Source organism: Pseudomonas sp. P1.31 (genome assembly GCF_001269815.1).
GTDB classification, from domain to species: domain Bacteria; phylum Pseudomonadota; class Gammaproteobacteria; order Pseudomonadales; family Pseudomonadaceae; genus Aquipseudomonas; species Aquipseudomonas rustica.
Genome location: NZ_LHVN01000012.1, coordinates 21,301 through 43,877, shown reverse-complemented (window position 1 = coordinate 43,877; position 22,577 = coordinate 21,301). Strand labels below are relative to the sequence as shown.

General features: G+C 59.6%; 14 protein-coding genes. 7 read left to right on the top strand and 7 right to left on the bottom strand.

Annotated features, from left to right (window positions below):
• Window positions 1-165: 165 nt before the first annotated feature.
• Window positions 166-3,654: a chromosome segregation protein SMC gene (gene smc / locus AD669_RS08685; protein WP_053118753.1), complete on the bottom strand. Its 3,489-nt coding sequence runs from the start codon at window positions 3,652-3,654 to the stop codon at window positions 166-168.
• A 2-nt stretch (window positions 3,655-3,656) separates the two neighbouring features.
• A complete protein-coding gene (locus AD669_RS08680; protein ID WP_053118751.1) occupies window positions 3,657-4,316 on the bottom strand; it encodes a GntR family transcriptional regulator in 660 nt (219 codons plus the stop codon).
• A 290-nt stretch (window positions 4,317-4,606) separates the two neighbouring features.
• Here AD669_RS08680 and xdhA point away from each other — a divergent pair, with 290 nt between their 5' ends.
• From xdhA to guaD, 4 genes are all read left to right on the top strand, one after another.
• Window positions 4,607-6,061, top strand: coding sequence for a xanthine dehydrogenase small subunit (gene xdhA / locus AD669_RS08675; protein ID WP_053118749.1), 1,455 nt, complete (start codon window positions 4,607-4,609; stop codon window positions 6,059-6,061).
• Complete coding sequence (xdhB, locus tag AD669_RS08670) at window positions 6,054-8,453, top strand: xanthine dehydrogenase molybdopterin binding subunit (RefSeq protein WP_053118747.1); 2,400 nt, start codon at window positions 6,054-6,056, stop codon at window positions 8,451-8,453. Before xdhA ends, xdhB begins: the two co-directional genes overlap by 8 nt.
• Window positions 8,454-8,591: 138 nt before the next feature.
• Entirely contained in the window at window positions 8,592-9,449 is an 858-nt protein-coding gene (gene xdhC / locus AD669_RS08665) for a xanthine dehydrogenase accessory protein XdhC (RefSeq protein ID WP_053118745.1), read from the top strand.
• Window positions 9,450-9,462: 13 nt separating this feature from the next.
• Window positions 9,463-10,767: a guanine deaminase gene (guaD, locus tag AD669_RS08660; protein ID WP_053118743.1), complete on the top strand. Its 1,305-nt coding sequence runs from the start codon at window positions 9,463-9,465 to the stop codon at window positions 10,765-10,767.
• Window positions 10,768-11,022: 255 nt separating this feature from the next.
• Here the strand turns inward: guaD and AD669_RS08655 are convergent, their stop codons facing one another.
• Complete coding sequence (locus AD669_RS08655; protein WP_053118741.1) at window positions 11,023-11,787, bottom strand: GntR family transcriptional regulator; 765 nt, start codon at window positions 11,785-11,787, stop codon at window positions 11,023-11,025.
• Window positions 11,788-12,123: 336 nt separating this feature from the next.
• Between AD669_RS08655 and AD669_RS08650 the strand changes: the two genes are divergently transcribed.
• On the top strand, window positions 12,124-13,314 hold the full coding sequence (locus AD669_RS08650) for a benzoate/H(+) symporter BenE family transporter (protein ID WP_053118739.1): 1,191 nt from the start codon (window positions 12,124-12,126) through the stop codon (window positions 13,312-13,314).
• Between the two features lie 135 nt (window positions 13,315-13,449).
• Here the strand turns inward: AD669_RS08650 and AD669_RS08645 are convergent, their stop codons facing one another.
• Complete coding sequence (locus AD669_RS08645) at window positions 13,450-13,794, bottom strand: YggL family protein (protein WP_007916365.1); 345 nt, start codon at window positions 13,792-13,794, stop codon at window positions 13,450-13,452.
• A 233-nt stretch (window positions 13,795-14,027) separates the two neighbouring features.
• Here AD669_RS08645 and dacB point away from each other — a divergent pair, with 233 nt between their 5' ends.
• Window positions 14,028-15,488, top strand: coding sequence for a D-alanyl-D-alanine carboxypeptidase/D-alanyl-D-alanine-endopeptidase (dacB, locus tag AD669_RS08640; protein ID WP_053118738.1), 1,461 nt, complete (start codon window positions 14,028-14,030; stop codon window positions 15,486-15,488).
• 190 nt (window positions 15,489-15,678) lie between these two features.
• On the opposite strand, the gene AD669_RS08635 is transcribed toward dacB, so the two are convergent.
• Window positions 15,679-18,060, bottom strand: coding sequence for a GGDEF domain-containing protein (locus AD669_RS08635; protein WP_053118736.1), 2,382 nt, complete (start codon window positions 18,058-18,060; stop codon window positions 15,679-15,681).
• A 145-nt stretch (window positions 18,061-18,205) separates the two neighbouring features.
• Window positions 18,206-20,476, bottom strand: coding sequence for a bifunctional 23S rRNA (guanine(2069)-N(7))-methyltransferase RlmK/23S rRNA (guanine(2445)-N(2))-methyltransferase RlmL (gene rlmKL / locus AD669_RS08630; protein WP_053118734.1), 2,271 nt, complete (start codon window positions 20,474-20,476; stop codon window positions 18,206-18,208).
• 532 nt (window positions 20,477-21,008) lie between these two features.
• On the opposite strand from rlmKL, the gene rmf reads away from it, so the two are divergent.
• Window positions 21,009-21,224, top strand: a complete 216-nt coding sequence (gene rmf / locus AD669_RS28025; RefSeq protein WP_003223300.1) for a ribosome modulation factor — start codon at window positions 21,009-21,011, stop codon at window positions 21,222-21,224.
• 239 nt (window positions 21,225-21,463) lie between these two features.
• On the opposite strand, the gene AD669_RS08625 is transcribed toward rmf, so the two are convergent.
• Window positions 21,464-22,486: a quinone-dependent dihydroorotate dehydrogenase gene (locus tag AD669_RS08625; protein WP_053118732.1), complete on the bottom strand. Its 1,023-nt coding sequence runs from the start codon at window positions 22,484-22,486 to the stop codon at window positions 21,464-21,466.
• Window positions 22,487-22,577: the final 91 nt, after the last annotated feature.

The window sequence follows — 22,577 nt, the reverse complement described above, 5'->3', positions numbered from 1 at the left end:
GCGTTTTGCCCACGTATACGAAAATTTGACATTAAACTAGCACGACCAAAGGCAACTTTACACCGTCTGTCTCATTGGCTTGTACGAATATGTCGATTGGCCAGCAAGTCGAAGTCGGTAAAAAAGTCCTACAACCCTCTAATACCTTTCCGACAACACGCGGACTTACGCGTCTACCATTGCCATTGCCTCCTCGACATCCACGGCCACCAGTCGCGAACAACCCGGTTCATGCATCGTTACACCCATCAACTGCTCGGCCATTTCCATGGCGATTTTGTTGTGGGTGATATAGATGAACTGCACGGTCTGCGACATTTCTTTGACCAAGCGTGCGTAGCGTCCAACGTTAGCGTCATCCAGCGGCGCGTCAACCTCATCGAGCATGCAGAACGGCGCCGGGTTCAACTTGAAGATCGCAAAAACCAGTGCCAATGCGGTCAGGGCTTTTTCCCCGCCGGAGAGCAAATGGATGGTGCTGTTCTTCTTCCCTGGCGGCTGCGCCATGATCGTTACCCCTGTATCGAGTAGATCTTCGCCCGTCAGTTCCAAATACGCGCGCCCGCCACCGAAAACTTTTGGGAAAAGCGCCTGTAAACCGCCATTGATCTGATCAAAGGTATCTTTGAAGCGGTTACGGGTTTCCTTGTCGATCTTGCGGATAACGTTTTCCAGCGTCTCCAGTGCTTCGACCAGATCAGCGTCCTGCGCATCCAGATACCGCTTACGCTCAGACTGCTGCGTGTATTCGTCGATGGCCGCGAGGTTGATCGCGCCCAGGCGTTGAATCCGCGCATTGATGCGTTCGAGTTCTTCTTCGGCTTCGCGTTCACTGGCTTGCGCGGTTAATGTCGCGAGCACGCCGTTGAGATCGTAGCCGTCTTCGAGCAATTGATCCTGCAAGGCCTTGCGGCGCACGGTCAGGGCTTGCCATTCCATGCGCTGCTGTTCGAGTTGGCCGCGAATCAATTGCGATTGTTGTTCAGCCTGAGTCCGGCGTTTTTCCGCGTCGCGCAATTCGCGGTCAGCGTCTTCCAGAGCGATCTGCGCGGTCTTGAGTTCTTCGTCGACGGTCATGCGCTTGTCGAGCAGCTCTTCGAGTTTCAGGCGCAGCTCTTCCAGCGGCGCCTCGCCCTCCTCCAGGTTCAGACTCAACTGTTCGCGTTTTTCAGTCAGGCGCTCGGACTGCATTTCCAGACGCTCCAGCGCCTGACGCGTGGAGTCATGCTGCGCGCGCAACGAGCCGAGCCGCACGGCCAATTGATGGGCGTGATCCTTGTGCTGCCGCGCTTCCTGACGCACGCGATCAAGGCGTTCGCGCAGACTGTCGCGCTGGGCCAGCAGTAACTCGCGCTGTTCGGTGTCCAGCGCCATGGCATCCAGCGCTTCCTGCAATTGCATGCGCGCTTCGCCGACTTGTTCGTGCTCAAGCTCGCGTTGTTCGCCGAGTTCGACCAACTCTTCATCGAGACGCGTGCGACGCAAGGTCAACTGTTCAGCCTTGGCTTTGCCGGCGGACAACTGAGCTTTCAGTTCGCCTTGCTGGCGCGCTTCGTCTTGCAGCAAACGACGCAAATGTTCGCGACCGTTTTCCTGCTGACGCTGTTGCGCACGCAGGGTTTGCAGACGGGTTTCCATGGCTTCGACGGTGGTTTCTTTCTCTTCGCGTTCGAGGTGCAGCGCTTCGATTTCCTGGCCACGGGCGAGCATGCCGCTCTCCGCTTCACTGGCCCGACGTACGCGAAGAAAATGCCGACCAACCCAATAACCGTCGCGACTGATCAAGCTCTCACCGGCACTCAACTGCCCGCGCAAGGCAAAGGCCTGCTCAAGGCTGTCGACCGGTTTGACTTGGCCAAGCCACGGCGACAGATCAATCTGCGCGTCGACTTTATCCAGCAAGCTGCCCGACACTCGCACGCCATCGCTGGCCGGGCTGAGCAGGCGCAGATCACCCTGAGTAAAACCGGACAAATCGAAGCCACTGAAGTCGTCGACCAGCACCGCTTGCAGATCGGCGCCGAGCACGGTTTCCACCGCCAATTCCCAACCGGCCTCGACCTTCAAACCTTCAGCGAGACGCGGCCGCTCGGCGAGGTTGTGCTCCTTCAGCCACTCGGCGGTGCCGGTGCCTGGATCGAGCGCGGCTTGCTGCAAGGCTTCAAGGGATGCGAGCCGACCATTGAGGCGCTGCAAATCGCCCTGCGCCTGCTGCTGCGCGGTCAGCGCTTGCTGCAATTCCTGACGCAGTTGTTCGAGTTTCTCGACCTGCGCTTCTTCGCTGGTCTGCAAGTCTTCGAGGGTCGCTTCGGACTCGGCGAGCTGCTCGTTGAGCTCCATGATCGCCGCGTCTTCCGGGTCGGCCGAGAGCAACGCGCGCTCTTCGCCGAGACGCTTTTGCCGATCGGCGAGGCGCTCCATGCTGGTTTCCAGCTGCTGGATGCGCGACTGCTGCACCTCGGCCTGACGGCGCGGTTCGGCGGCAGTCAGGTTGAAGGCGTCCCACTGCTCCTGCCAGCCGTGCATGACGCTTTCGGAATCTTCCAGCGCAGCGGCGGCTTCTTCGGCGGCCGCACTGGTGACTTCCTGCTCGGGCACAAGCATGTCCAGCTCTTCACCGAGGGTCAGCAGCAACGTGCGGTCGTGGCCCAGATGCGATTCGGTTTCGAGGCGGGCGCGCTCGGCTTCTTTCAGATCGTCCTGCAACTGCCGCAGACGTTGCTGGCCGTGCTGGATGCTCTGTTCGACCCGGGCGATGTCACCGCCGACCGAATAGAAGCGCCCTTGCACCAGATTGAAGCGCTCGGACAGATCATGGTGACCGTCGCGCAAGCGTTCGATGGCCGCGTCAGCATTTCGCTGCTCAGCGACCAAGGCTTCGAAACTGATTTCCTGAGTGCCGATGATCGACTCGCGCTGACCGACCTGATCGTTGAGATCCTGCCAGCGCAGGGCCGACAGTTGCGCCTTGAGCTGACGCTCCTCGGCTTTGAATTCTTGGTACTTCTTCGCCGCTTCGGCCTGACGGTGCAGGCGTTCGAGTTGACGCTCAAGCTCATCACGCAGGTCAGTCAGACGCGCGAGGTTTTCGTGGGTGCGGCGGATGCGGTTTTCGGTCTCGCGACGGCGCTCTTTATATTTCGAGATGCCGGCGGCTTCTTCAATAAAGTTGCGCAGATCTTCGGGCTTGGATTCGATCAGCTTGGAGATCATCCCCTGCTCGATGATCGAGTAGCTGCGCGGGCCGAGGCCGGTGCCGAGGAAGATATCGGTGATGTCGCGACGACGGCATTTGGTGCCGTTGAGGTAATAGGTGGTCTGGCTGTCGCGGGTGACTTTGCGGCGAATGGAAATTTCCGCGTAGGCCGCGTATTCGCCTAGCAGCGTGCCGTCGGAGTTGTCGAAAACCAGCTCGATACTGGCCTGACTCACCGGTTTGCGGCTGGTCGAGCCGTTGAAGATGACGTCGGTCATCGACTCGCCACGCAGGTTCTTCGCTGAACTTTCGCCCATCACCCAGCGAACGGCGTCGATGATGTTCGACTTGCCGCAACCGTTCGGCCCGACGACCGCCGCCATGTTACTGGGGAAGTTCACCGTGGTCGGGTCGACGAAGGATTTGAATCCCGCGAGTTTGATGCACTTGAGCCGCACGCTTAAGCGCCCGTCAAGGCAGCAACCACCAGATCGCAGCTGCGCTGGCCGTAAGCCGTGAGCACGATGCGGATCTGCGGCAAATCACGGGCCAGCACGGCGGCCAACAGGCGTTCGAACAGTTCGAGGAACTCGCTCATTTCCGCCTTGCGCTGTTCGAGGGCGAGGAAGTAGGCGCGGCTCATCGCCGGCTGCAGGTTCTCGACCGTTTCTTGCAGGTAAGGATTGTTGGCAAATGGATAGGCGGCGCGCATCACGCTGAAGCTGTCGTCGACGAAGCTGCGGATGTCCTGACGCTCGTAGCTGGCGGTCAGGCGCTGCTGGATCTGCACGAACGGCGCCATGTCCGACTGGACTTGCCAGCCATTGGCCACCGAGTTGCCGAGCAGGATGTACAACTCGCTCATCAGCGTGCACAGGCTCTGCACCTTGTGCGGCGTCATTTCGGTGACGTGCGCACCACGGCGCGGCAGGATCGCGATCAGGTGGCGGCGTTCAAGGATCAGCAAGGCTTCACGAACGGAGCCGCGGCTGACATTGAGGGCCAGCGTGACCTTTTGTTCCTGGATGCGCTCTCCCGGCTTCATTTCGCCACGAATGATGCGTTCGGCGAGGTGGTGAGCGATTTGCTCGGCGAGGCTGTCCGGCGCCTTGAACGTCATGGTTGTCCTTCAAACTCTATCGATCTGCACAAGCGGCGCAGTGTAGCGCAAATGCGGGCTCATGGCGGAGTGCCCACTCAGCGGTTTTTGGCACGATTCCCGCAGTTTTCTTCAGAAAACCAAACAAAAATCCAGGCTGACCAATGAAGGTCAATACTGAATAGACACGTTGTTGATCGACGAAATGGATTTTCCTGACCTTTAAGTCAGAAAACCATTGACCGAAAAGTCAGACCTGCTAAATTCGGCTCAAGTCGGTTAACAACAATAATGAGTCTGCGAGGCCTTCCGTGATCCAGTTTTTACTTAACCAGGAACTCCGTAGCGAGCACGCCCTGGACCCGAATCTGACCGTGCTCAATTACCTGCGTGAACACGTTGGTAAATCCGGCACTAAAGAAGGTTGCGCCAGCGGTGATTGCGGCGCCTGCACTGTAGTGGTCGGCGAGTTGCAAACGGATGACGATGGCCGCGAACACATTCGCTATCGCAGCCTCAACTCGTGCCTGACCTTTGTTTCGTCGCTGCACGGCAAACAATTGATCAGCGTCGAAGACCTCAAGCACAAAGGCGAACTGCACAGCGTGCAGAAAGCCATGGTCGAGTGCCACGGTTCGCAGTGCGGTTTCTGCACCCCCGGTTTCGTCATGTCGCTGTTCGCCCTGCAAAAGAACAGCGATGCGCCCGATCACGCCAAGGCCCACGAAGCGCTGGCTGGCAACCTCTGCCGCTGCACCGGCTACCGGCCGATTCTGGCGGCTGCCGAGCAATCCTGCTGCGGCAAGCAACCGGATCAGTTCGATGCCCGCGAAGCGGACACCATTGCTCGCCTGAAAGCTATCGCTCCGACCGATATCGGCGAACTGAACAGTGGCGACAAGCGCTGTTTGGTACCGCTGACTGTCGCCGATCTGGCCGACCTCTACGACGCTTATCCCCAAGCACGTCTGCTGGCTGGCGGTACCGATCTGGCGCTGGAAGTCACCCAGTTCCACCGCACCCTGCCGGTGATGATCTACGTCGGCAACGTCGCGGAAATGAAGCGCATTGAAACCTTCGATGATCGCATCGAAATCGGCGCCGCCACTGCCCTCTCCGACTGCTACGAAGCGTTGAACGCCGAGTACCCGGACTTCGGCGAACTGCTGCACCGCTTCGCTTCCCTGCAAATCCGCAACCAGGGCACCCTCGGCGGCAACATCGGCAACGCCTCGCCGATCGGTGACTCGCCACCGCTGCTGATCGCTCTCGGCGCGCAGGTTGTGCTGTGCAAAGGCGAAACCCGTCGCACCCTGAACCTCGACGATTACTTCATCGATTACAAAGTCACGGCCCGTCAGGAAAGTGAGTTCATCGAGAAGATCATCGTGCCGCGCGCCAGCGCCGAGCAGTTGTTCCGCGCCTACAAAGTCTCCAAGCGTCTGGACGATGACATCTCCGCCGTCTGCGCCGCGTTCAACCTGCGTGTGGAAAACGGTGTGATCACCGATGCACGCATGGCGTTTGGCGGCATGGCCGCGATCCCGAAACGCGCAGCCCACTGTGAAGCTGCGCTGATCGGTGCGCCGTTCAACAACGCTGTGGTCGAACGTGCTTGCGCCGCGCTGGCGGAAGATTTCACGCCGCTCTCGGACTTCCGCGCCAGCAAGGAATATCGCCTGCTCAGCGCGCAAAACCTGCTGCGTAAATACTTCATCGAACTGCAAACACCGCACATCGAGACTCGGGTGACCGCTTATGTCTAACCATCACGGCGTAGAAAAAACCCAAGCTGAACTGGCTGAATTGTTCGCCAAGGATCTGACCTCCGGTGTCGGCCGCAGCGTCAAACACGACAGCGCCGCCAAACATGTGTCCGGTGAAGCGCAGTACATCGATGACCGCCTGGAATTTCCCAACCAGTTGCACTTGTATGCACGCATGTCGGATCGCGCCCACGCGAAAATCATCAGCATCGACACTTCGCCTTGCTACGCCTTCGAAGGCGTGCGCATCGCCATCACCCACGAAGACGTGCCGGGCCTGAAAGACATCGGCCCGCTGATGCCAGGCGATCCGCTGCTGGCCATCGATGACGTGCAGTTCGTTGGTCAACCGGTGCTCGCCGTTGCGGCCAAAGATCTGGAAACCGCGCGCAAAGCCGCGATGGCCGCGATCATCGAATACGAAGACCTCGAACCTGTGCTCGACGTGGTCGAAGCCTTGCGCAAACGCCACTTCGTCCTCGACAGCCACACCCACCAGCGCGGCGATTCGGCCTCTGCGCTGGCGACCGCTGAACACCGCATTCAAGGCACGCTGCACATCGGCGGTCAGGAACACTTCTACCTGGAGACGCAAATCTCCTCGGTAATGCCCACCGAAGACGGCGGCATGATCGTTTACTGCTCGACGCAGAACCCGACCGAAGTGCAAAAACTGGTCGCCGAAGTGCTCGACGTGTCGATGAACAAAATCGTCGTCGACATGCGCCGCATGGGCGGTGGTTTCGGTGGCAAAGAAACTCAGGCCGCCAGCCCGGCGTGCCTGTGCGCGGTGGTTGCGCACCTCACCGGTCAGCCGACGAAGATGCGCCTGCCGCGCGTTGAAGACATGCTGATGACCGGCAAGCGTCACCCGTTCTACGTCGAATACGACGTCGGCTTCGACAGCACCGGACGCCTGCACGGGATCAACATGGATCTGGCCGGCAACTGCGGCTGCTCGCCGGACTTGTCCGCGTCGATTGTTGACCGTGCGATGTTCCACTCGGACAACTCGTACTACCTCGGCGACGCGACCATCAACGGTCATCGCTGCAAGACCAACACCGCGTCGAACACTGCTTACCGTGGTTTCGGTGGCCCGCAAGGGATGGTCGCGATCGAAGAAGTGATGGACGCGATAGCCCGTCACCTGCACCTCGATCCGCTGGCTGTGCGCAAGGCCAACTACTACGGCAAGACCGAGCGCAACGTCACCCATTACTACCAGACCGTCGAGCACAACATGCTCGAGGAAATGACCGCCGAACTGGAAGAAAGCAGCCAGTATCACGAGCGTCGCGAAGCGATTCGTCGCTACAACGCCAACAGCCCGATCCTGAAAAAAGGCCTGGCGCTGACCCCGGTGAAATTCGGTATTTCGTTTACCGCGAGCTTCTTGAACCAGGCCGGCGCGCTGATCCACATCTACACCGACGGCAGCATCCACCTGAACCATGGCGGCACGGAAATGGGCCAAGGCCTGAACACCAAAGTCGCGCAGGTCGTGGCCGAAGTGTTCCAGGTGGAAATCGATCGCGTGCAGATCACCGCGACCAACACCGACAAGGTGCCGAACACCTCGCCGACCGCGGCGTCCAGCGGCGCTGACCTGAACGGTAAAGCGGCGCAGAACGCGGCGGAAATCATCAAGAAACGTCTGGTCGAATTCGCTGCGCGTCACTTCAAAGTCACTGAAGAAGACGTTGAATTCCACAACGGCCATGTGCGGGTTCGCGACCACATCCTGACCTTTGAAGCGCTGATCCAGCAGGCGTATTTCAATCAGGTCTCGCTGTCGAGCACCGGCTTCTACAAGACCCCGAAAATCTACTACGACCGCAGCCAGGCGCGCGGCCGTCCGTTCTACTACTTCGCCTTCGGCGCGGCATGCTGCGAAGTGATCGTCGACACCCTGACCGGCGAATACAAGATGCTGCGCACCGACATCCTGCACGACGTCGGCGCCTCGTTGAACCCGTCCATCGACATCGGTCAGGTTGAGGGTGGCTTCATCCAGGGCATGGGCTGGCTGACCATGGAAGAGCTGGTCTGGAACAACAAAGGCAAGCTGATGACCAACGGCCCGGCCAGCTACAAGATTCCGGCGGTGGCGGACATGCCGCTGGATCTGCGGGTGAAACTGGTGGAAAACCGCAAGAACCCGGAAGACACGGTGTTCCATTCCAAGGCTGTCGGTGAACCGCCGTTCATGCTCGGGATTGCTTCGTGGTGCGCGATCAAGGATGCCGTGGCGAGCCTCGGGGATTACAAGCATCAGCCGCAGATTGATGCGCCGGCGACGCCGGAGCGGGTGTTGTGGGGTTGTGAGCAGATGCGGCAGTTGAAGGCGGTGAAGGCCGTCGAAGCTGAAACCGAGTTGGCTCCGCTCTAGGACCGAGGCGCGGCCATTCGCGAGCAAGCTCGCTCCCACAGGGATTTGTGCTGACTGTTGGACTTGTACAAATCCAAATGTGGGAGCGAGCTTGCTCGCGAAGAGGCCCGAACAGACAACGAAGATGTCGAGGTGAACATGTACAACTGGATCGACGCCCTCGCCGACCTGCAGAACCAGGGCGAACCCTGTGTGCTGGTGACGATCATCGAAGAACTCGGCTCGACGCCCCGCAACGCCGGCTCGAAAATGGTCATCAGCGCTAACCAGAGCTTCGACACCATCGGTGGCGGGCATCTGGAATACAAAGCCATGCAGATCGCCCGCGACATGCTCGCCAGCGGTAAGCAGGACACCCATCTGGAGCGCTTCAGCCTCGGCGCCAGCCTTGGCCAGTGCTGCGGCGGCGCCACCGTGTTGCTGTTCGAACCGATGGGCCAGGTACAGGCGCAAATCGCCGTGTTCGGTGCCGGCCACGTTGGCCGCGCTTTGGTGCCACTGCTCGCCAGCCTGCCCTGCCGGGTGCGCTGGATCGATTCGCGCGATGCCGAATTCCCCGAACACATCCCTCACGGGGTGCGTAAAATCGTGTCGGAAGAGCCTGTGGATGAAATCGATGACCTGCCCGCCGGCAGTTATTGCATCGTCATGACCCACAACCATCAGCTCGACCTTGAACTCACTGCCGCAATCCTCAAGCGCAACGACTTCGCCTACTTCGGCCTGATTGGCTCGAAGACCAAACGCGCGAAGTTCGAACACCGTCTGCGTGATCGCGGTTTCGACAGTGGCGTCGTGCAACGCATGCGCTGCCCGATGGGCATTGGCGAAGTCAAAGGCAAACTGCCTGTGGAAATCGCCATCTCCATCGCCGGCGAAATCATCGCCACCTATAACGCCAACTTCGGCCAGCAGACTGCCAGCGCCGAACCGATTGCCAAACTGCTGCCGGTTTCACGGCGCAGTCAGGCCGCCAAACTCAAAGCCTCAAACTGATTAGAGAACCCTCATGCCTCTGACTCGCAAAGCCTACCGCGCCGCCATCCTGCACAGCATTGCCGACCCCGCCGAAGTCGGGATCGAAGCCTCCTACGAGTACTTCGAGGATGGCCTGCTGGTGGTCGATGGCGGCAAGATCAGCGCCCTTGGCCACGCCAGTGATTTGCTGCCGACCCTGCCGGCAGACATCGAAATCACCCAATATCAGGACGCCCTGATCACCCCAGGCTTCATCGACACGCACATTCACTTGCCACAAACCGGCATGGTCGGTGCCTACGGCGAACAACTGCTCGACTGGCTGAACACCTATACCTTCCCGTGCGAAAGCCAGTTCGGCGACAAATCCCACGCTGATGACGTCGCCGACATCTTCATCAAGGAACTGCTGCGCAACGGCACCACCACCGCACTGGTATTCGGTAGCGTGCATCCGCAGTCGGTGAATTCGTTCTTTGAAAAGGCCGAGCAGCTCGATCTGCGCATGATCGCCGGCAAGGTGATGATGGACCGCAACGCGCCGGATTATCTGACCGATACCGCCGAATCCAGCTACGTCGAAAGCAAAGCGCTGATCGAGCGCTGGCACGGCAAGGGTCGTCTGCACTATGCCGTCACCCCGCGTTTCGCACCGACCAGCACCCCGGAACAACTGACCCTCGCCGGTCAACTGCTGACTGAATACCCGGATCTGTACATGCAGACCCACATCAGCGAGAACCTCAAGGAAATCGAGTGGGTCAAGGAACTGTTTCCGGAGCGCAAGGGCTACCTCGACGTTTACGACCACTACAAATTGCTCGGCGAGCGCTCGGTGTTCGCCCACGGCGTGCACCTGTGCGACGACGAATGCGCGCGTCTGGCGGAAACCGGCTCGGCGATCTCGTTCTGCCCGACGTCGAACTTCTTCTTGGGTAGCGGCCTGTTCAATCTGCCGATGGCCGAGAAGCACAAACTCAATGTCGGTTTGGGCACTGACGTCGGCGGCGGCACCAGTTTCTCGTTGCTGCAGACGCTGAACGAAGCGTACAAAGTGATGCAACTGCAAGGTGCGCGACTGAGCCCGTTCAAGTCGCTGTATCTTGCGACGCTGGGCGGCGCACGCGCCCTGCGTCTGGAAGACAAGATCGGCAACCTGCAACCGGGTTCCGACGCTGACTTCCTGGTGCTGGACTACAACGCGACGCCGCTGCTGAGCTATCGCTTGAAGCAGGCCAACAACATTGCCGAGTCGTTGTTTGTGTTGATGACGCTGGGTGATGACCGCACGGTGCAGCAGACGTATGCGGCGGGTGCGCTGGTGCATCAGCGCTAATCCACCCTACTCCATGTTCGTTCCCACGCTCTGCGTGGGAATGCAGCCCCGTGACGCTCCGCGTCACTGGACGCGGAGCGTCCCTAGAGGCATTCCCACGCGGAGCGTGGGAACGATCAGGCATAAAAAAATCCCCCGTTGGTGTTCACCCCGGGGGATTTTTATTGCCTGTCAGGACGATCAAAAGATCGCAGCCTGCGGCAGCTCCTACATTGGATCGCACGCCCCTGTAGGAGCTGCCGAAGGCTGCGATCTTTAGAGCTTGGCCGCAGGGCGCCCAGGCTTCTTGGTCTGCAACAAATGCGAGAACACCGCATGCAAATCATCCGACGCGCTTTCTTCGTCGAGGTTGAGCTTGCTGTCGATGTGATCCATGTGATGCATCATCAAACGCACCGCCAGATCGCCGTCGCGCTTTTCAATCGCGTCGATCAACTGGGTGTGTTCGTCGTAGGAACAATGCGAGCGGTTGCCGCTTTCATACTGGGCAATGATCAGCGACGTCTGCGACACCAGGCTGCGCTGGAAGCTGATCAACGGCGCGTTCATCGCCGCTTCCGCCAGTTTCAGGTGGAATTCGCCCGACAGACGAATACCGGCGCCGCGATCACCGCGCGAGAAGCTGTCGCGCTCATCGTTGACCATCTGGCGCAGCTCAGCGATCTGCTCGGCGGTGGCGTGTTGCACCGCCAGCTCAGTGATCGCGCGCTCGACCAAGCGACGGGCGAGGAACACCTGCCGCGCTTCTTCAACGCTCGGGCTGGCAACGACGGCGCCACGGTTCGGCCGCAACAGCACCACGCCTTCATGGGCCAGACGCGACAGCGCGCGGCGAATGATGGTGCGGCTGACCCCAAAGATTTCCCCCAGCGCTTCTTCGCTCAACTTGGTGCCGGGCGCCAGACGCTGTTCGAGGATGGCCTCGAAGATATGCGCGTAGACAATATCGTCCTGGGTTCCGCTGCGGCCGGCTTTGCCTGCTCGCGGTTGTTTCTTGAGGGGTTGCAACTGTTCGTTCATGGGCACTCGAGTCGGGAGAACTGCGGCGAATAGACCGTGACTGTAATACGGCACAGTAGGTCGCTGGCAAGTATCGCGTAAAAAACACCGCGATTGTACACAATGGATGGTGGCAACACGACTGTACGGCTGTTTGTGAGTTCGGCTGTATTGCAACGATCCGTTACGATTGAGTTTAGGCTTGATCCCGAAATCCGCCGCCCGTCTCTATCTCAATGTAGGAGCTGCCGAAGGCTGCGATCTTTTGATTTTGATTTTCTAGAAGAAAGATCAAAAGATCGCAGCCTTCGGCAGCTCCTGCAGGGGAATACTATCTGTAGAAGGAACACCGCCGTCATGAACGACGCCACGCACACGCAACTGCACCCTCTGGCCGACACGTCACCATCAGCGATCGTCGCCGGTTTCATCGCGATGATGACCGGTTACACCAGCTCCCTGGTGCTGATGTTCCAGGCCGGGCAAGCGGCGGGCCTGACCAGCGGGCAGATTTCTTCGTGGATCTGGGCGATTTCGATCGGCATGGCAGTGTGTTCGATCGGCCTGTCGCTGCGCTATCGCACGCCAATCACCATAGCCTGGTCGACGCCCGGCGCGGCACTGCTGATCACCAGTCTGGGTGGCGTCAGTTACGGCGAAGCCATTGGCGCCTACATCACTTGCGCGGTGCTGGTGACCATTTGCGGGCTGACCGGCAGCTTCGAACGGCTGGTGAAAAAGATCCCAGCATCCCTGGCGGCGGCGTTGTTGGCGGGGATTCTGTTCAAGATTGGCAGCGAAATCTTCGTCGCTGCGCAGCACCGCACGGGTTTGGTGCTGGGGATGTTCTTCACCTATTTAGTGGTCAAACGCCTGTCGCCACGTTATGCGGTGCTCGCTGCGCTGCTGATCGGCACCGCGCTTTCGGGCTTCATGGGATTGCTGGATTTCAGCGGTTTTCATCTGGAAGTGGCGACGCCCGTGTGGACGACGCCGCATTTCTCGCTGGCGGCGACCATCAGCATCGGCATCCCGCTGTTCGTCGTGGCGATGACCTCGCAGAACATGCCCGGCATCGCCGTGTTGCGTGCCGATGGCTACACCGTCCCCGCCTCGCCACTGATCACCACCACCGGCATCGCCTCGCTGTTGCTGGCACCGTTCGGCTCCCACGGCATCAACCTCGCGGCGATCAGCGCGGCGATTTGCACCGGGCCGCACGCCCATGAAGATCGCAACAAGCGCTACACGGCAGCGGTGTGGTGCGGGATTTTCTACGGGATTGCCGGGGTGTTCGGCGCGACATTGGCGGCCTTGTTTGCAGCGTTGCCGAAAGAATTGGTGTTGTCGATTGCGGCGTTGGCGCTGTTTGGCTCGATCATCAATGGTTTGAGCATTGCCATGACTGAGGTGAAAGAGCGGGAAGCGGCGCTGATTACCTTCATGGTCACGGCGTCGGGGTTGACGCTGTTTTCCATTGGGTCGGCGTTTTGGGGGATTGTTGCGGGCGTGCTGACGCTGCTGATTTTGAACTGGCGCAAAGCTTAAAAGCAAAGATCGCAGCCTTCGGCAGCTCCTACAGGAGATCGCGCTCCCCGGTAGGAGCTGTCGAGTGAAACGAGGCTGCGATCTTTTGATCGACGAAAAAAAACGGCGACCCTCAGGTCGCCGTTTTTTTCAGTATCACTTAGCCGCGTTGATCGGCTTTTCCGGATACCAAACGTCCAGCAACGGGCTGACTTCATACTTGGTCAGCTCGGAGCGGGTTTTCAGCCAGGCTTCAACGGCAGCGCGCTGCTCTTCGTTGACCGAGCCACGCTTCTGCAGGCAAACCAGACCGAAGTCGTCGCCGCCAACATAACCCAGACCGTTGGCTTCCATGGCTTCTTTGATGAATGCTTCGAGGAAAGCGTCAATGGCTTCTTCGGACAAGTCTTCTTTGAAGTCCAGGTTCAGTTCGAAACCCAGCTCTTGAAATTCATCAACGCACAGTTTTTTGCGCAGACGCTGGGAACGGTTAGTCGCCATTGGAACAATCCTCTTAAGTAAATACGGCGGGCACTTTACCAGTTTCAGCAATCGTTTGCCCGCCTCTCTGGACACAGAGGCCGACCGCCTGTAAAAAAATCAACGAATCGCCACCCCGAGGAAGCCACAATCGGTTACACCTTGGGGCATAATGCCGACACTTTCGTGACCACTGAGGACCTTTTCATCCATGTCCTCGTCTTTTTCCCCTCGGCTGTAGGGTTTTATTTCATATGATCAAATCGTTGCGTCCACTGTTTCTCGCCGGCCTTCTTCTGCCTCTGGCCCTGCCTGTTTCCGCTGCCACCATCAATACTTCCCTCACCCCGAACGTCGAAAAAGCCCTCAAGGCAAGCAAATTGCAGCCTAGCGCCCTGTCGCTGGTGATGGTGCCGCTCGACGGCCCGGGCACGGCGACCGTGTTCAACGCCGACGTGTCGGTCAATCCGGCCTCGACCATGAAACTGGTGACCACCTACGCGGCACTGGAAATGCTCGGCCCCAATCATCAGTGGAAAACCGAGTTCTACACCGACGGCACACTGAGCGGCGGCATTCTCAACGGCAACCTCTACCTCAAGGGTGGCGGCGATCCGAAGCTGAACATGGAAAAACTCTGGCTGCTGATGCGCGACCTGCGCGCCAACGGCGTGACGCAGATCACCGGTGATCTGGTGCTCGACCGCAACTTCTTTATCCAGCCGCAACTGCCGGAATTCAACGATGACGGCAATGATGAGAACAAGCCGTTCCTGGTCAAACCGGATTCGCTGCTGGTCAACCTCAAAGCCCTGCGCTTTGTTGCGCGCAACGACGGTGGCCGTGTACTGATCTCGGTCGAGCCGCCGATTGCCAGCATCCACATCGAAAACACCGTCAAAGCCCTGCCGTCGAAGCAATGCACCGGCGGCGTGCGCTACAACCCGGTGCCGCAAGCCGATGGCAGCGTGACCGTGACCGTTGGCGGCCAGTTGGGCGAAGGCTGCAGCTCGCAGACTTATCTGTCGCTGCTCGACCACGCGACTTACACCGCCGGCGCCGTGCGCGCGATCTGGAAAGAACTGGGTGGCAGCATTCAGGGCCGCGATCGTCTGGCGACCACGCCAAGCAACGCCAAACTGCTGGCTCGCGCTTATTCGCCGGATCTGGCCGAGATCATTCGCGACATCAACAAATACAGTAACAACACCATGGCCCAGCAGCTGTTCCTGAGCCTCGGCCAGAAATTCCGCAACGACGCCGACGGCGATGATGCCAAGGCTGGGCAACGCGTTGTCCGTCAGTGGCTGGCGAAGAAAGGCATCACCGCGCCGCACCTGGTGATGGAGAACGGCTCCGGCCTGTCCCGCGCTGAACGCGTCAGCGCCCGAGAAATGGCGAACATGCTGCAAGCCGCGTGGCACAGCCCGTATGCCGCTGAATACATCAGCTCGCTGCCGATCGCCGGTACCGACGGCACCATGCGTAAACGCCTGAAAACCACCGCAATGCGCGGCGAAGCGCACGTCAAGACCGGCACCTTGAACACCGTGCGGGCGATTGCCGGTTTCAGCCGCGACGTCAATGGCAATACCTGGGCGGTGGTGGCGATCCTCAACGACAAAGCCCCGTTTGGCGCCTCATCGGTGCTCGATCAGGTGCTGCTGGATCTGTATCGCCAGCCGAAACTGCCGCAGACTGCGTCAGTCCTCTAAAAGCAAAAAAGCAAAAGATCGCAGCCTTCGGCAGCTCCTACAGGTGAACATGTAGGAGCTGCCGAAGGCTGCGATCTTTTGATCTTCTGTAGGAGCAAGGCTTGCCCGCGAAGGCGTCGTATCAGTCAATGAAGTGGGTGACTGAACCGACGCTTTCGCGGGCGAGCCTTGCTCCTACAAGGGTTGGGCGTTAGCTCATCTGTTCGACGCGATCGCGGCCGCCCTGTTTTGCCGCGTACACGCCGGAATCCGCGCGTAGCAGCAGCGCATCCGCGCCCTCTCCCGTGCGCCAACTGGCGATGCCGAAACTCGCCGTGACCACGCCGACCACATCCACCGGCGCGCCCCGCAAGCCCTGCCACAGCTCAACCGCCAGCATGTGCGCGTGCTCGCCGTCGATGTCCGGGCACAGCACCATGAATTCCTCGCCGCCCAAACGGCAGAACACATCGGTGCGCCGTAACCGGAGGCCAATGCGCTCGCACACCGCCTGCAAAACCCGATCGCCCACCGCATGCCCGTACTGGTCGTTGATGCGTTTGAAGTGGTCGATGTCGAGCATGATCACCGACAACTCGCCGCCGCCACGCTCGACCCGAGCCATTTCAGTGGTCAGGCGTTCCTGGAAATAACGACGGTTATGAATGCCGGTCAGCGAGTCCGTCACCGACAGCGCACGCAGTTCTTCTTCTACTCGTTTGAGGTCGGAAATGTCGGAGATGTAGCCATGCCACAACACTCCGCCGCCCGGCAGCTCTTCCGGCGTTGCCTCGCCGCGCACCCAGCGCAGGCCGCGCTCGGGCAGTTGCACGCGGTATTCCTCGCGCCACGGGCTGAGGTTGTCCGCCGACTCACGGATCGAAGCGCGCACCCGCGTGGTGTCCTGCGGATGAATGCGGGTGAAGATCGCCTCGGCATTCAGTAGCAGCACATCCGGCTCCAGTTCGTAGATTTCACGAATGCCGTCGCTGGCGTAAATCACGCTGAAGCGCCCGTCGAATTCCATCTTGAACTGGTAAATGCCGCCGGGTACATGAGCGCTGAGTTTCTTCAGCAACACATCCCGTGCCGCCAGCGTCTCGTGCACACGCTTGCGCTCGGTGATGTCGATGCAGATCGCCAGATGCCCAACCCAAAGCCCCTGCTCGTCGAGCACCGGGGTGGCGAGCATGTTCACTGGCAGATGACTGCCATCGCTGCGCACCAACGTCCACTCGCGCGCTTCATGACCACCGACTTCGCCGCCCTCAACCAGCATCGCGTGGCAAGTCGGAATGCTTTTGCCGTAACGCGCGCTCAACTCCGCCGAACGTGTGGCGAGTTCTCGCGGCAGATGCAGGTTTTCCAGGGTCATGTGGCCGATAACGTCAACGCTGCTGTAACCGAGCATTTGCTCGGCGCCGGGATTAAACGTGCTGATCACGCCGCGCAGGTCGGTGGCGATGATTGCCACTTGTGTCGCTGCGTTGAGCACACCACGCAACTGACCATGGGTGCCGCGCAATTCCTGTTCGCTGGCGTGCAGTTCCTCGGTGCGTTGCTCGACCATGCGCACCGCGCGCTGACGCTGACTGACCAGCACATACAGCAGCGCACTGAGTAAAACGCTCAATAGCCCACCGAGAATCACGATGCTGCCAACCGACGAATGGTTGGCCTGCATAAACGCTTCACTCGGCAGGATATCGACTTGATAGTCGTGATCGGCCATTCGCAACAGGCGAGTCGCGGACAAGTCACTCGGCGCCGGCTCATTGGTCGATTCGAACAACACTTCGTGCTGATCATTGGTCGACAGATCGAGAATGCGCACCGACAGATAGTCATGAAACGCGTCCGGCAAACCGTCGGCAAGCAGCTGGCGCATGCTGATCACCGCCGCGACATAACCAAACGACTGCTGCTCACCCTCATGGATCACGGGAGCCACCAAAAGCACCCCGCGCGCGTAGGAAGGTTCGGTGCTGACCAGGTGCAACGGTTGCGACACCGCCAGATTGTTCAACTGATCGGCACGCATCAGCGTGTCACGGCGCATCGGTTGCGCGAGCAAGTCGTAACCCAACGGCGAGCCGAGCTTGCTCTGGGTCTGGCTGTACAGCACCGGCACGTACTGATCGCGAGGCGCGGCCAGTTGCAACTCGCCATGGGCATTCAGTTCGCGAATGGTGAAATCGCCCAAGCCGTCATCCCGCACGCGCTGCTCAAACGCCGCGCGCTCGGCGCCACTGACCTTGAGGGCGAACGAATAGGCTTGGGTACGCAGTAACAGAGGTTGGGTGTATCCGTCGAATTCGGCGCGGGACACCGATTCGGAATTGGAGAAGAAACGACGCAGACCGTCGAGGCGTTGCTCTTGATCCTCGAAGCGTTCTTCGATGCGGCTGTAACGTTCATTGGTCAGCAGCTGAAAACGCTGACGCAATTGCTGGTGAAATTCGTTGTGCGTGGCCCAGGCGAGCAGCCCCGTGAGAATCCCGCCGGCGAGCAATACCAGCAGCGCGACCAGCCAGGCCGAGACTTCTTCGCTGATAAAACCCAGTATCTTCGGGCGCACGGGGTGCAACGACATAAGGACAACTCACTACGCCAATGTTCCGGGAAAAACCCCTTGGCCATGGGTTGAGTTATAGCTATTAGCCATTAATTTGGCTAGCGCTGACTGGATCCAAGAGCCTTTAAAAATCAAGGCTCTGTGGATCCAGTCTGGCGAAGCGTCAACGAGCCGTTATTTTCCAGGCGCGGTGGATCTTGGTGTTGCGGGCGAAATCCGGATCAATGGTCTGTGCGCTGATTTCCTCGACCGCGTAACGCTCGGTCAGGTTCTCTTCCAACTGGAACTTGCGGAAGTTGTTCGAGAAGTACAACACGCCGCCCGGCGCCAGACGCGCCATGGCCAGGTCAATCAACTGCACCTGATCACGCTGCACGTCGAAGATGCCTTCCATGCGCTTGGAGTTGGAGAAGGTCGGCGGATCGATGAAGATCAGGTCGTACTCTTCACGGCAGCTTTCCAGCCAGACCATCACATCGCCCTGCTCCAGACGGTTCTTGTCCGAGAAGCCGTTCAGCGACAGGTTGCGGCGCGCCCAGTCGAGGTAGGTTTTCGACAGGTCGACGCTGGTGGTGCTGCGCGCGCCGCCCTTGGCCGCGTGCACGCTGGCGGTCGCGGTGTAGCAATACAGATTGAGGAAACGCTTACCCTCGGCCTCTTTCTGAATGCGCATGCGGATTGGGCGGTGATCAAGGAACAGGCCGGTGTCGAGGTAGTCGGTGAGGTTGACCAGCAACTTCACGCCGCCCTCGGTGACTTCATTGAACTTGCCCTGCGCGCTCTGACGCTCGTACTGCTTGGTGCCGCTCTGGCGCTCACGGCGTTTGACCACCACACGGCTCTTGTCGACGTTCAGCGCCTGCGGAATCGCCGCCAGCGCATCGAACATGCGTGCCGAGGCTTTTTCCGGATCGATCGACTTCGGCGCGGCGTATTCCTGCACGTGCACCCAGTCGTGATACAGATCGATCGCCATCGCGTACTCAGGCATGTCGGCATCGTAGACGCGGTAGCAATCGATGCCTTCGCGCTTGACCCACTTGCTCATCGCCTTGAGATTTTTTTGCAGACGGTTGGCAAACATCTGCCCGCCTTCGCTCAAGCGCGGCTGCTCGATCACCGGTGCCGGGGCTGGCGTCGGTTTGATCGGGTTGCCGTTCTTGTTGAACTTGCGCTCTTGCGGCTCGTCCGGGGTTTGATCGTAAGCCGCTTGCTCACGCTCGGCCTGACGCTGTTCCGGCGTACGACGCTCGCCGGTGACGAACTGATCCGGCACGACTTTGATCAACAACAGCTTGCACGGCAGCGCGCCGTTCCAGAACGAATACTGTTTGTGGCTGCGGATGCCCATGCGCTTGCCGAGATCCGGCGCGCCGGTGAACACCGCCGCTTCCCAGTTCAGGCAAGCCTGACGCAGACGCTCGCCGAGGTTCTGGTAGAGGTACAACAGGCTGGCTTCGTCACCGAGACGCTCGCCGTACGGCGGGTTGCAGATGACCAGACCTTTCTGGTTCTGATCCGGACGCGGCTCGAAAGTGGCGACTTCGCCCTGGTAGATCTTGATCCATTCGCTCAGGCCGGCACGCTCAACGTTGTTGCGGCCCGGTTGAATCAAACGTGGATCGGCCTCGTAACCGCGAATCCACAGCGGTGGCTTGGCCAGACCGGCAGCGGCGCGTTCAGCGGCTTCTTCATGCAGTTTTTTCCACAGCGCCGGCACGTGACCGAGCCAGGCAGTGAAACCCCACTGCTCACGACGCAGGTTCGGCGCCATGTCGGCGGCGATCATCCCCGCTTCGACGAGGAACGTACCGACACCGCACATCGGGTCAGCCAGCGCGCCGCCTTCGGCCGCAATGCGTGGCCAGCCGGAACGGATCAGGATCGCTGCCGCGAGGTTTTCCTTCAGCGGCGCCGCGCCCTGCTGCAAGCGATAGCCGCGCTGGTGCAGGCTGTGGCCGGAGAGGTCGAGGGAGAGAATTGCTTCGCCACGATCCAGGCGCAGGTGAATGCGCAGATCCGGATTGAGCTTGTCGATCGACGGACGGTCGCCCTGCGGCGTGCGCAGTTTGTCGACGATGGCATCTTTGACCTTCAGCGCGCCGAAGTGGGTGTTGTCGATGCCCGAGCCGTGGCCGCTGAATTCAACGGCCAGGGTGCCGTCGCTGAGCATGTGATCCTGCCACTCGACGTCGAGGACGCCGTGGTACAGGTCTTCGGCGTCCTTCATCGGGAAGCGTTTGAGCACCAGCAACACGCGGTTGGCCAGACGCGACCAGAGGCACAGGCGATAAGCGGTTTCCATGGTCGCCATGCCACGCACGGCGGAGGTGTGCTCGCGCGCTTCTTCAAGGCCAAGCCCGACGGCTTCCTCGATGAGCAGGCCTTCAAGGCCTTTAGGGCAAGTGAGGAAGAGTTCGAAACTGTCGGACATGGTATTTCCAAAGCCTTTGGCTAGTGAATCGGCAACGCATTGCCGATCCGGTTTTCAATCAGGCGCTTTTCTAAAAGAACGCCCGCGTGGCACGAAGGTGTGCCGTTCCATCCCCGCTGCTCGGGTTAAAAGAGCTTAGATGCAAGGACAGATAAAAAAGTTGGAGTAACAAAAAGTCTTAAAGCGACCCTTCGTCGAATAGTACCCCAGCGCAAACGTGGGTCATTCTCACTAAAGAATTAAGCCCATCATCCAGCGCGGGGCCGATCATACCGGGGTTTGCTCAATAAACGTTCAATAAATACGCGGTTACTTATCGCTATAGCACCCTTTTCGTTACGTCCTTATGACAAAACGGTCATTCCATCGCTGTGACTCATTGGTTAGAACTGACCACAGGTTGACGTCGCAACGGCGTCAACACCTTGGCTCGCCACGCCGGCAGCGAGCCGCACCACGGCAGAGTTTTTTCTGCCAGACCTCGATTGAGGTCGACGCGACACAAACAGTCAACAAGTGAGGGCAACACCCTATGAGAAGACTTAAGCGTGATCCGTTGGAAAGAGCATTTTTGCGCGGATATCAATATGGCGTTGGTGGCAAATCCCGTGAGCTTTGCCCATTTACTCTACCGTCGGTACGTCAAGCCTGGATTAACGGCTGGCGAGAAGGACGCGGCGACAACTGGGACGGTATGACCGGCACTGCGGGAATCCATAGACTCAACGAACTTCACGCCGTCGGCTGACACAGGGCACTTACTCCGACACGACAATCTGATTTTGTAACGACTTACCATGCACGTCCTTCCCGGACGGCGGGCTACGGCCCAGGGGCTCCTTCGAGGAGCCCTTTTTTATGCCCGAAAACTGATGCACATCTCATGTAGGAGCTGCCGAAGGCTGCGATCTTTTGATCTTGATCTTAAAAACAGGATCAAAAGATCGCAGCCTTCGGCAGCTCCTACATTGACCGTATCGGGTCGGGTTATTTGCGCAGGGCGGCGATTGCGTCTACGGATTCACGGATCAGCGCCGGGCCCTTATAGATGAAGCCCGAATAAATCTGCACCAGACTCGCACCCGCGAGAATCTTCTCCGCCGCATGCTTGCCTTCGGTAATCCCGCCAGCAGCAATAATCGGCAACCGCCCAGCCAACTCGCCCGCCAGCACTTTCACCGTATTGGTGCTCTTCTCACGCACCGGCGCGCCAGACAAACCGCCCGCCTCGTCGCCATGTTCCATGCCTTCAACGCCAACACGGCTCAAGGTGGTGTTGGTCGCGATCACCGCATCCATCCCCGTGTCGATCAGCGCCTGCGCCACCTGCGCGGTTTCTTCGTCGGTCATGTCCGGCGCGATCTTGATCGCCAGCGGCACATGCTTGCCATGACGCAACGCCAGTTCGGCACGGCGCGTGGCCAGATCGGCCAACAATTGCTTGAGCGAATCACCGAACTGCAAGCTGCGCAGGCCCGGGGTATTCGGCGAGCTGACGTTGACGGTCACGTAGCTGGCGTGGGCGTAAACCTTGTCCAGGCAGATCAGGTAATCATCGACCGCACGCTCAACCGGCGTGTCGAAGTTTTTGCCGATGTTGATGCCCAGCACGCCGTTGTATTTCGCCGCCGCAACGCGCGCCAACAGGTTATCGACACCGAGGTTGTTGAAACCCATGCGATTGATGATCGCCTCGGCTTCCGGCAGACGGAAAATCCGTGGTTTCGGGTTGCCCGGCTGTGGACGCGGGGTCACGGTGCCGATTTCGACAAAACCGAAACCCAGTTGCGCGAAGCCATCGATGGCTGCGCCGTTCTTGTCCAGACCCGCCGCCAAACCCACCGGGTTGGGGAATTCCAGGCCCATGACCGTCACCGGCACTTTCGCTGGTGCCTTGCACAGCAAGCCGTTGAGGCCCAAACGTCCGCCCGCGCCGATCAGATCCAGCGACAGATCGTGGGAGGTTTCCGGGGAAAGTTTGAACAACATCTGACGGGCCAGGGTGTACATGGGCGGCTTTGACTCGGGCGGCGAAAAGAGGCGGCGATTATAGCCGGGCATCGCCCCACCGCGCGAGGCGCACGCGCAAATCGCGGCGAGT

Bases quoted from the DNA above. Each gene is read 5' to 3' on its own strand.
- AD669_RS08680 (WP_053118751.1), bottom strand. From the start codon at position 4,316: ATGACGTTCAAGGCGCCGGACAGCCTCGCCGAGCAAATCGCTCACCAC.
- xdhB (WP_053118747.1), top strand. From the start codon at position 6,054: ATGTCTAACCATCACGGCGTAGAAAAAACCCAAGCTGAACTGGCTGAA.
- xdhC (WP_053118745.1), top strand. From the start codon at position 8,592: ATGTACAACTGGATCGACGCCCTCGCCGACCTGCAGAACCAGGGCGAA.
- guaD (WP_053118743.1), top strand. From the start codon at position 9,463: ATGCCTCTGACTCGCAAAGCCTACCGCGCCGCCATCCTGCACAGCATT.
- AD669_RS08655 (WP_053118741.1), bottom strand. From the start codon at position 11,787: ATGAACGAACAGTTGCAACCCCTCAAGAAACAACCGCGAGCAGGCAAA.
- AD669_RS08650 (WP_053118739.1), top strand. From the start codon at position 12,124: ATGAACGACGCCACGCACACGCAACTGCACCCTCTGGCCGACACGTCA.
- AD669_RS08645 (WP_007916365.1), bottom strand. From the start codon at position 13,794: ATGGCGACTAACCGTTCCCAGCGTCTGCGCAAAAAACTGTGCGTTGAT.
- dacB (WP_053118738.1), top strand. From the start codon at position 14,028: ATGATCAAATCGTTGCGTCCACTGTTTCTCGCCGGCCTTCTTCTGCCT.
- AD669_RS08635 (WP_053118736.1), bottom strand. From the start codon at position 18,060: ATGTCGTTGCACCCCGTGCGCCCGAAGATACTGGGTTTTATCAGCGAA.
- rlmKL (WP_053118734.1), bottom strand. From the start codon at position 20,476: ATGTCCGACAGTTTCGAACTCTTCCTCACTTGCCCTAAAGGCCTTGAA.
- rmf (WP_003223300.1), top strand. From the start codon at position 21,009: ATGAGAAGACTTAAGCGTGATCCGTTGGAAAGAGCATTTTTGCGCGGA.
- AD669_RS08625 (WP_053118732.1), bottom strand. From the start codon at position 22,486: ATGTACACCCTGGCCCGTCAGATGTTGTTCAAACTTTCCCCGGAAACC.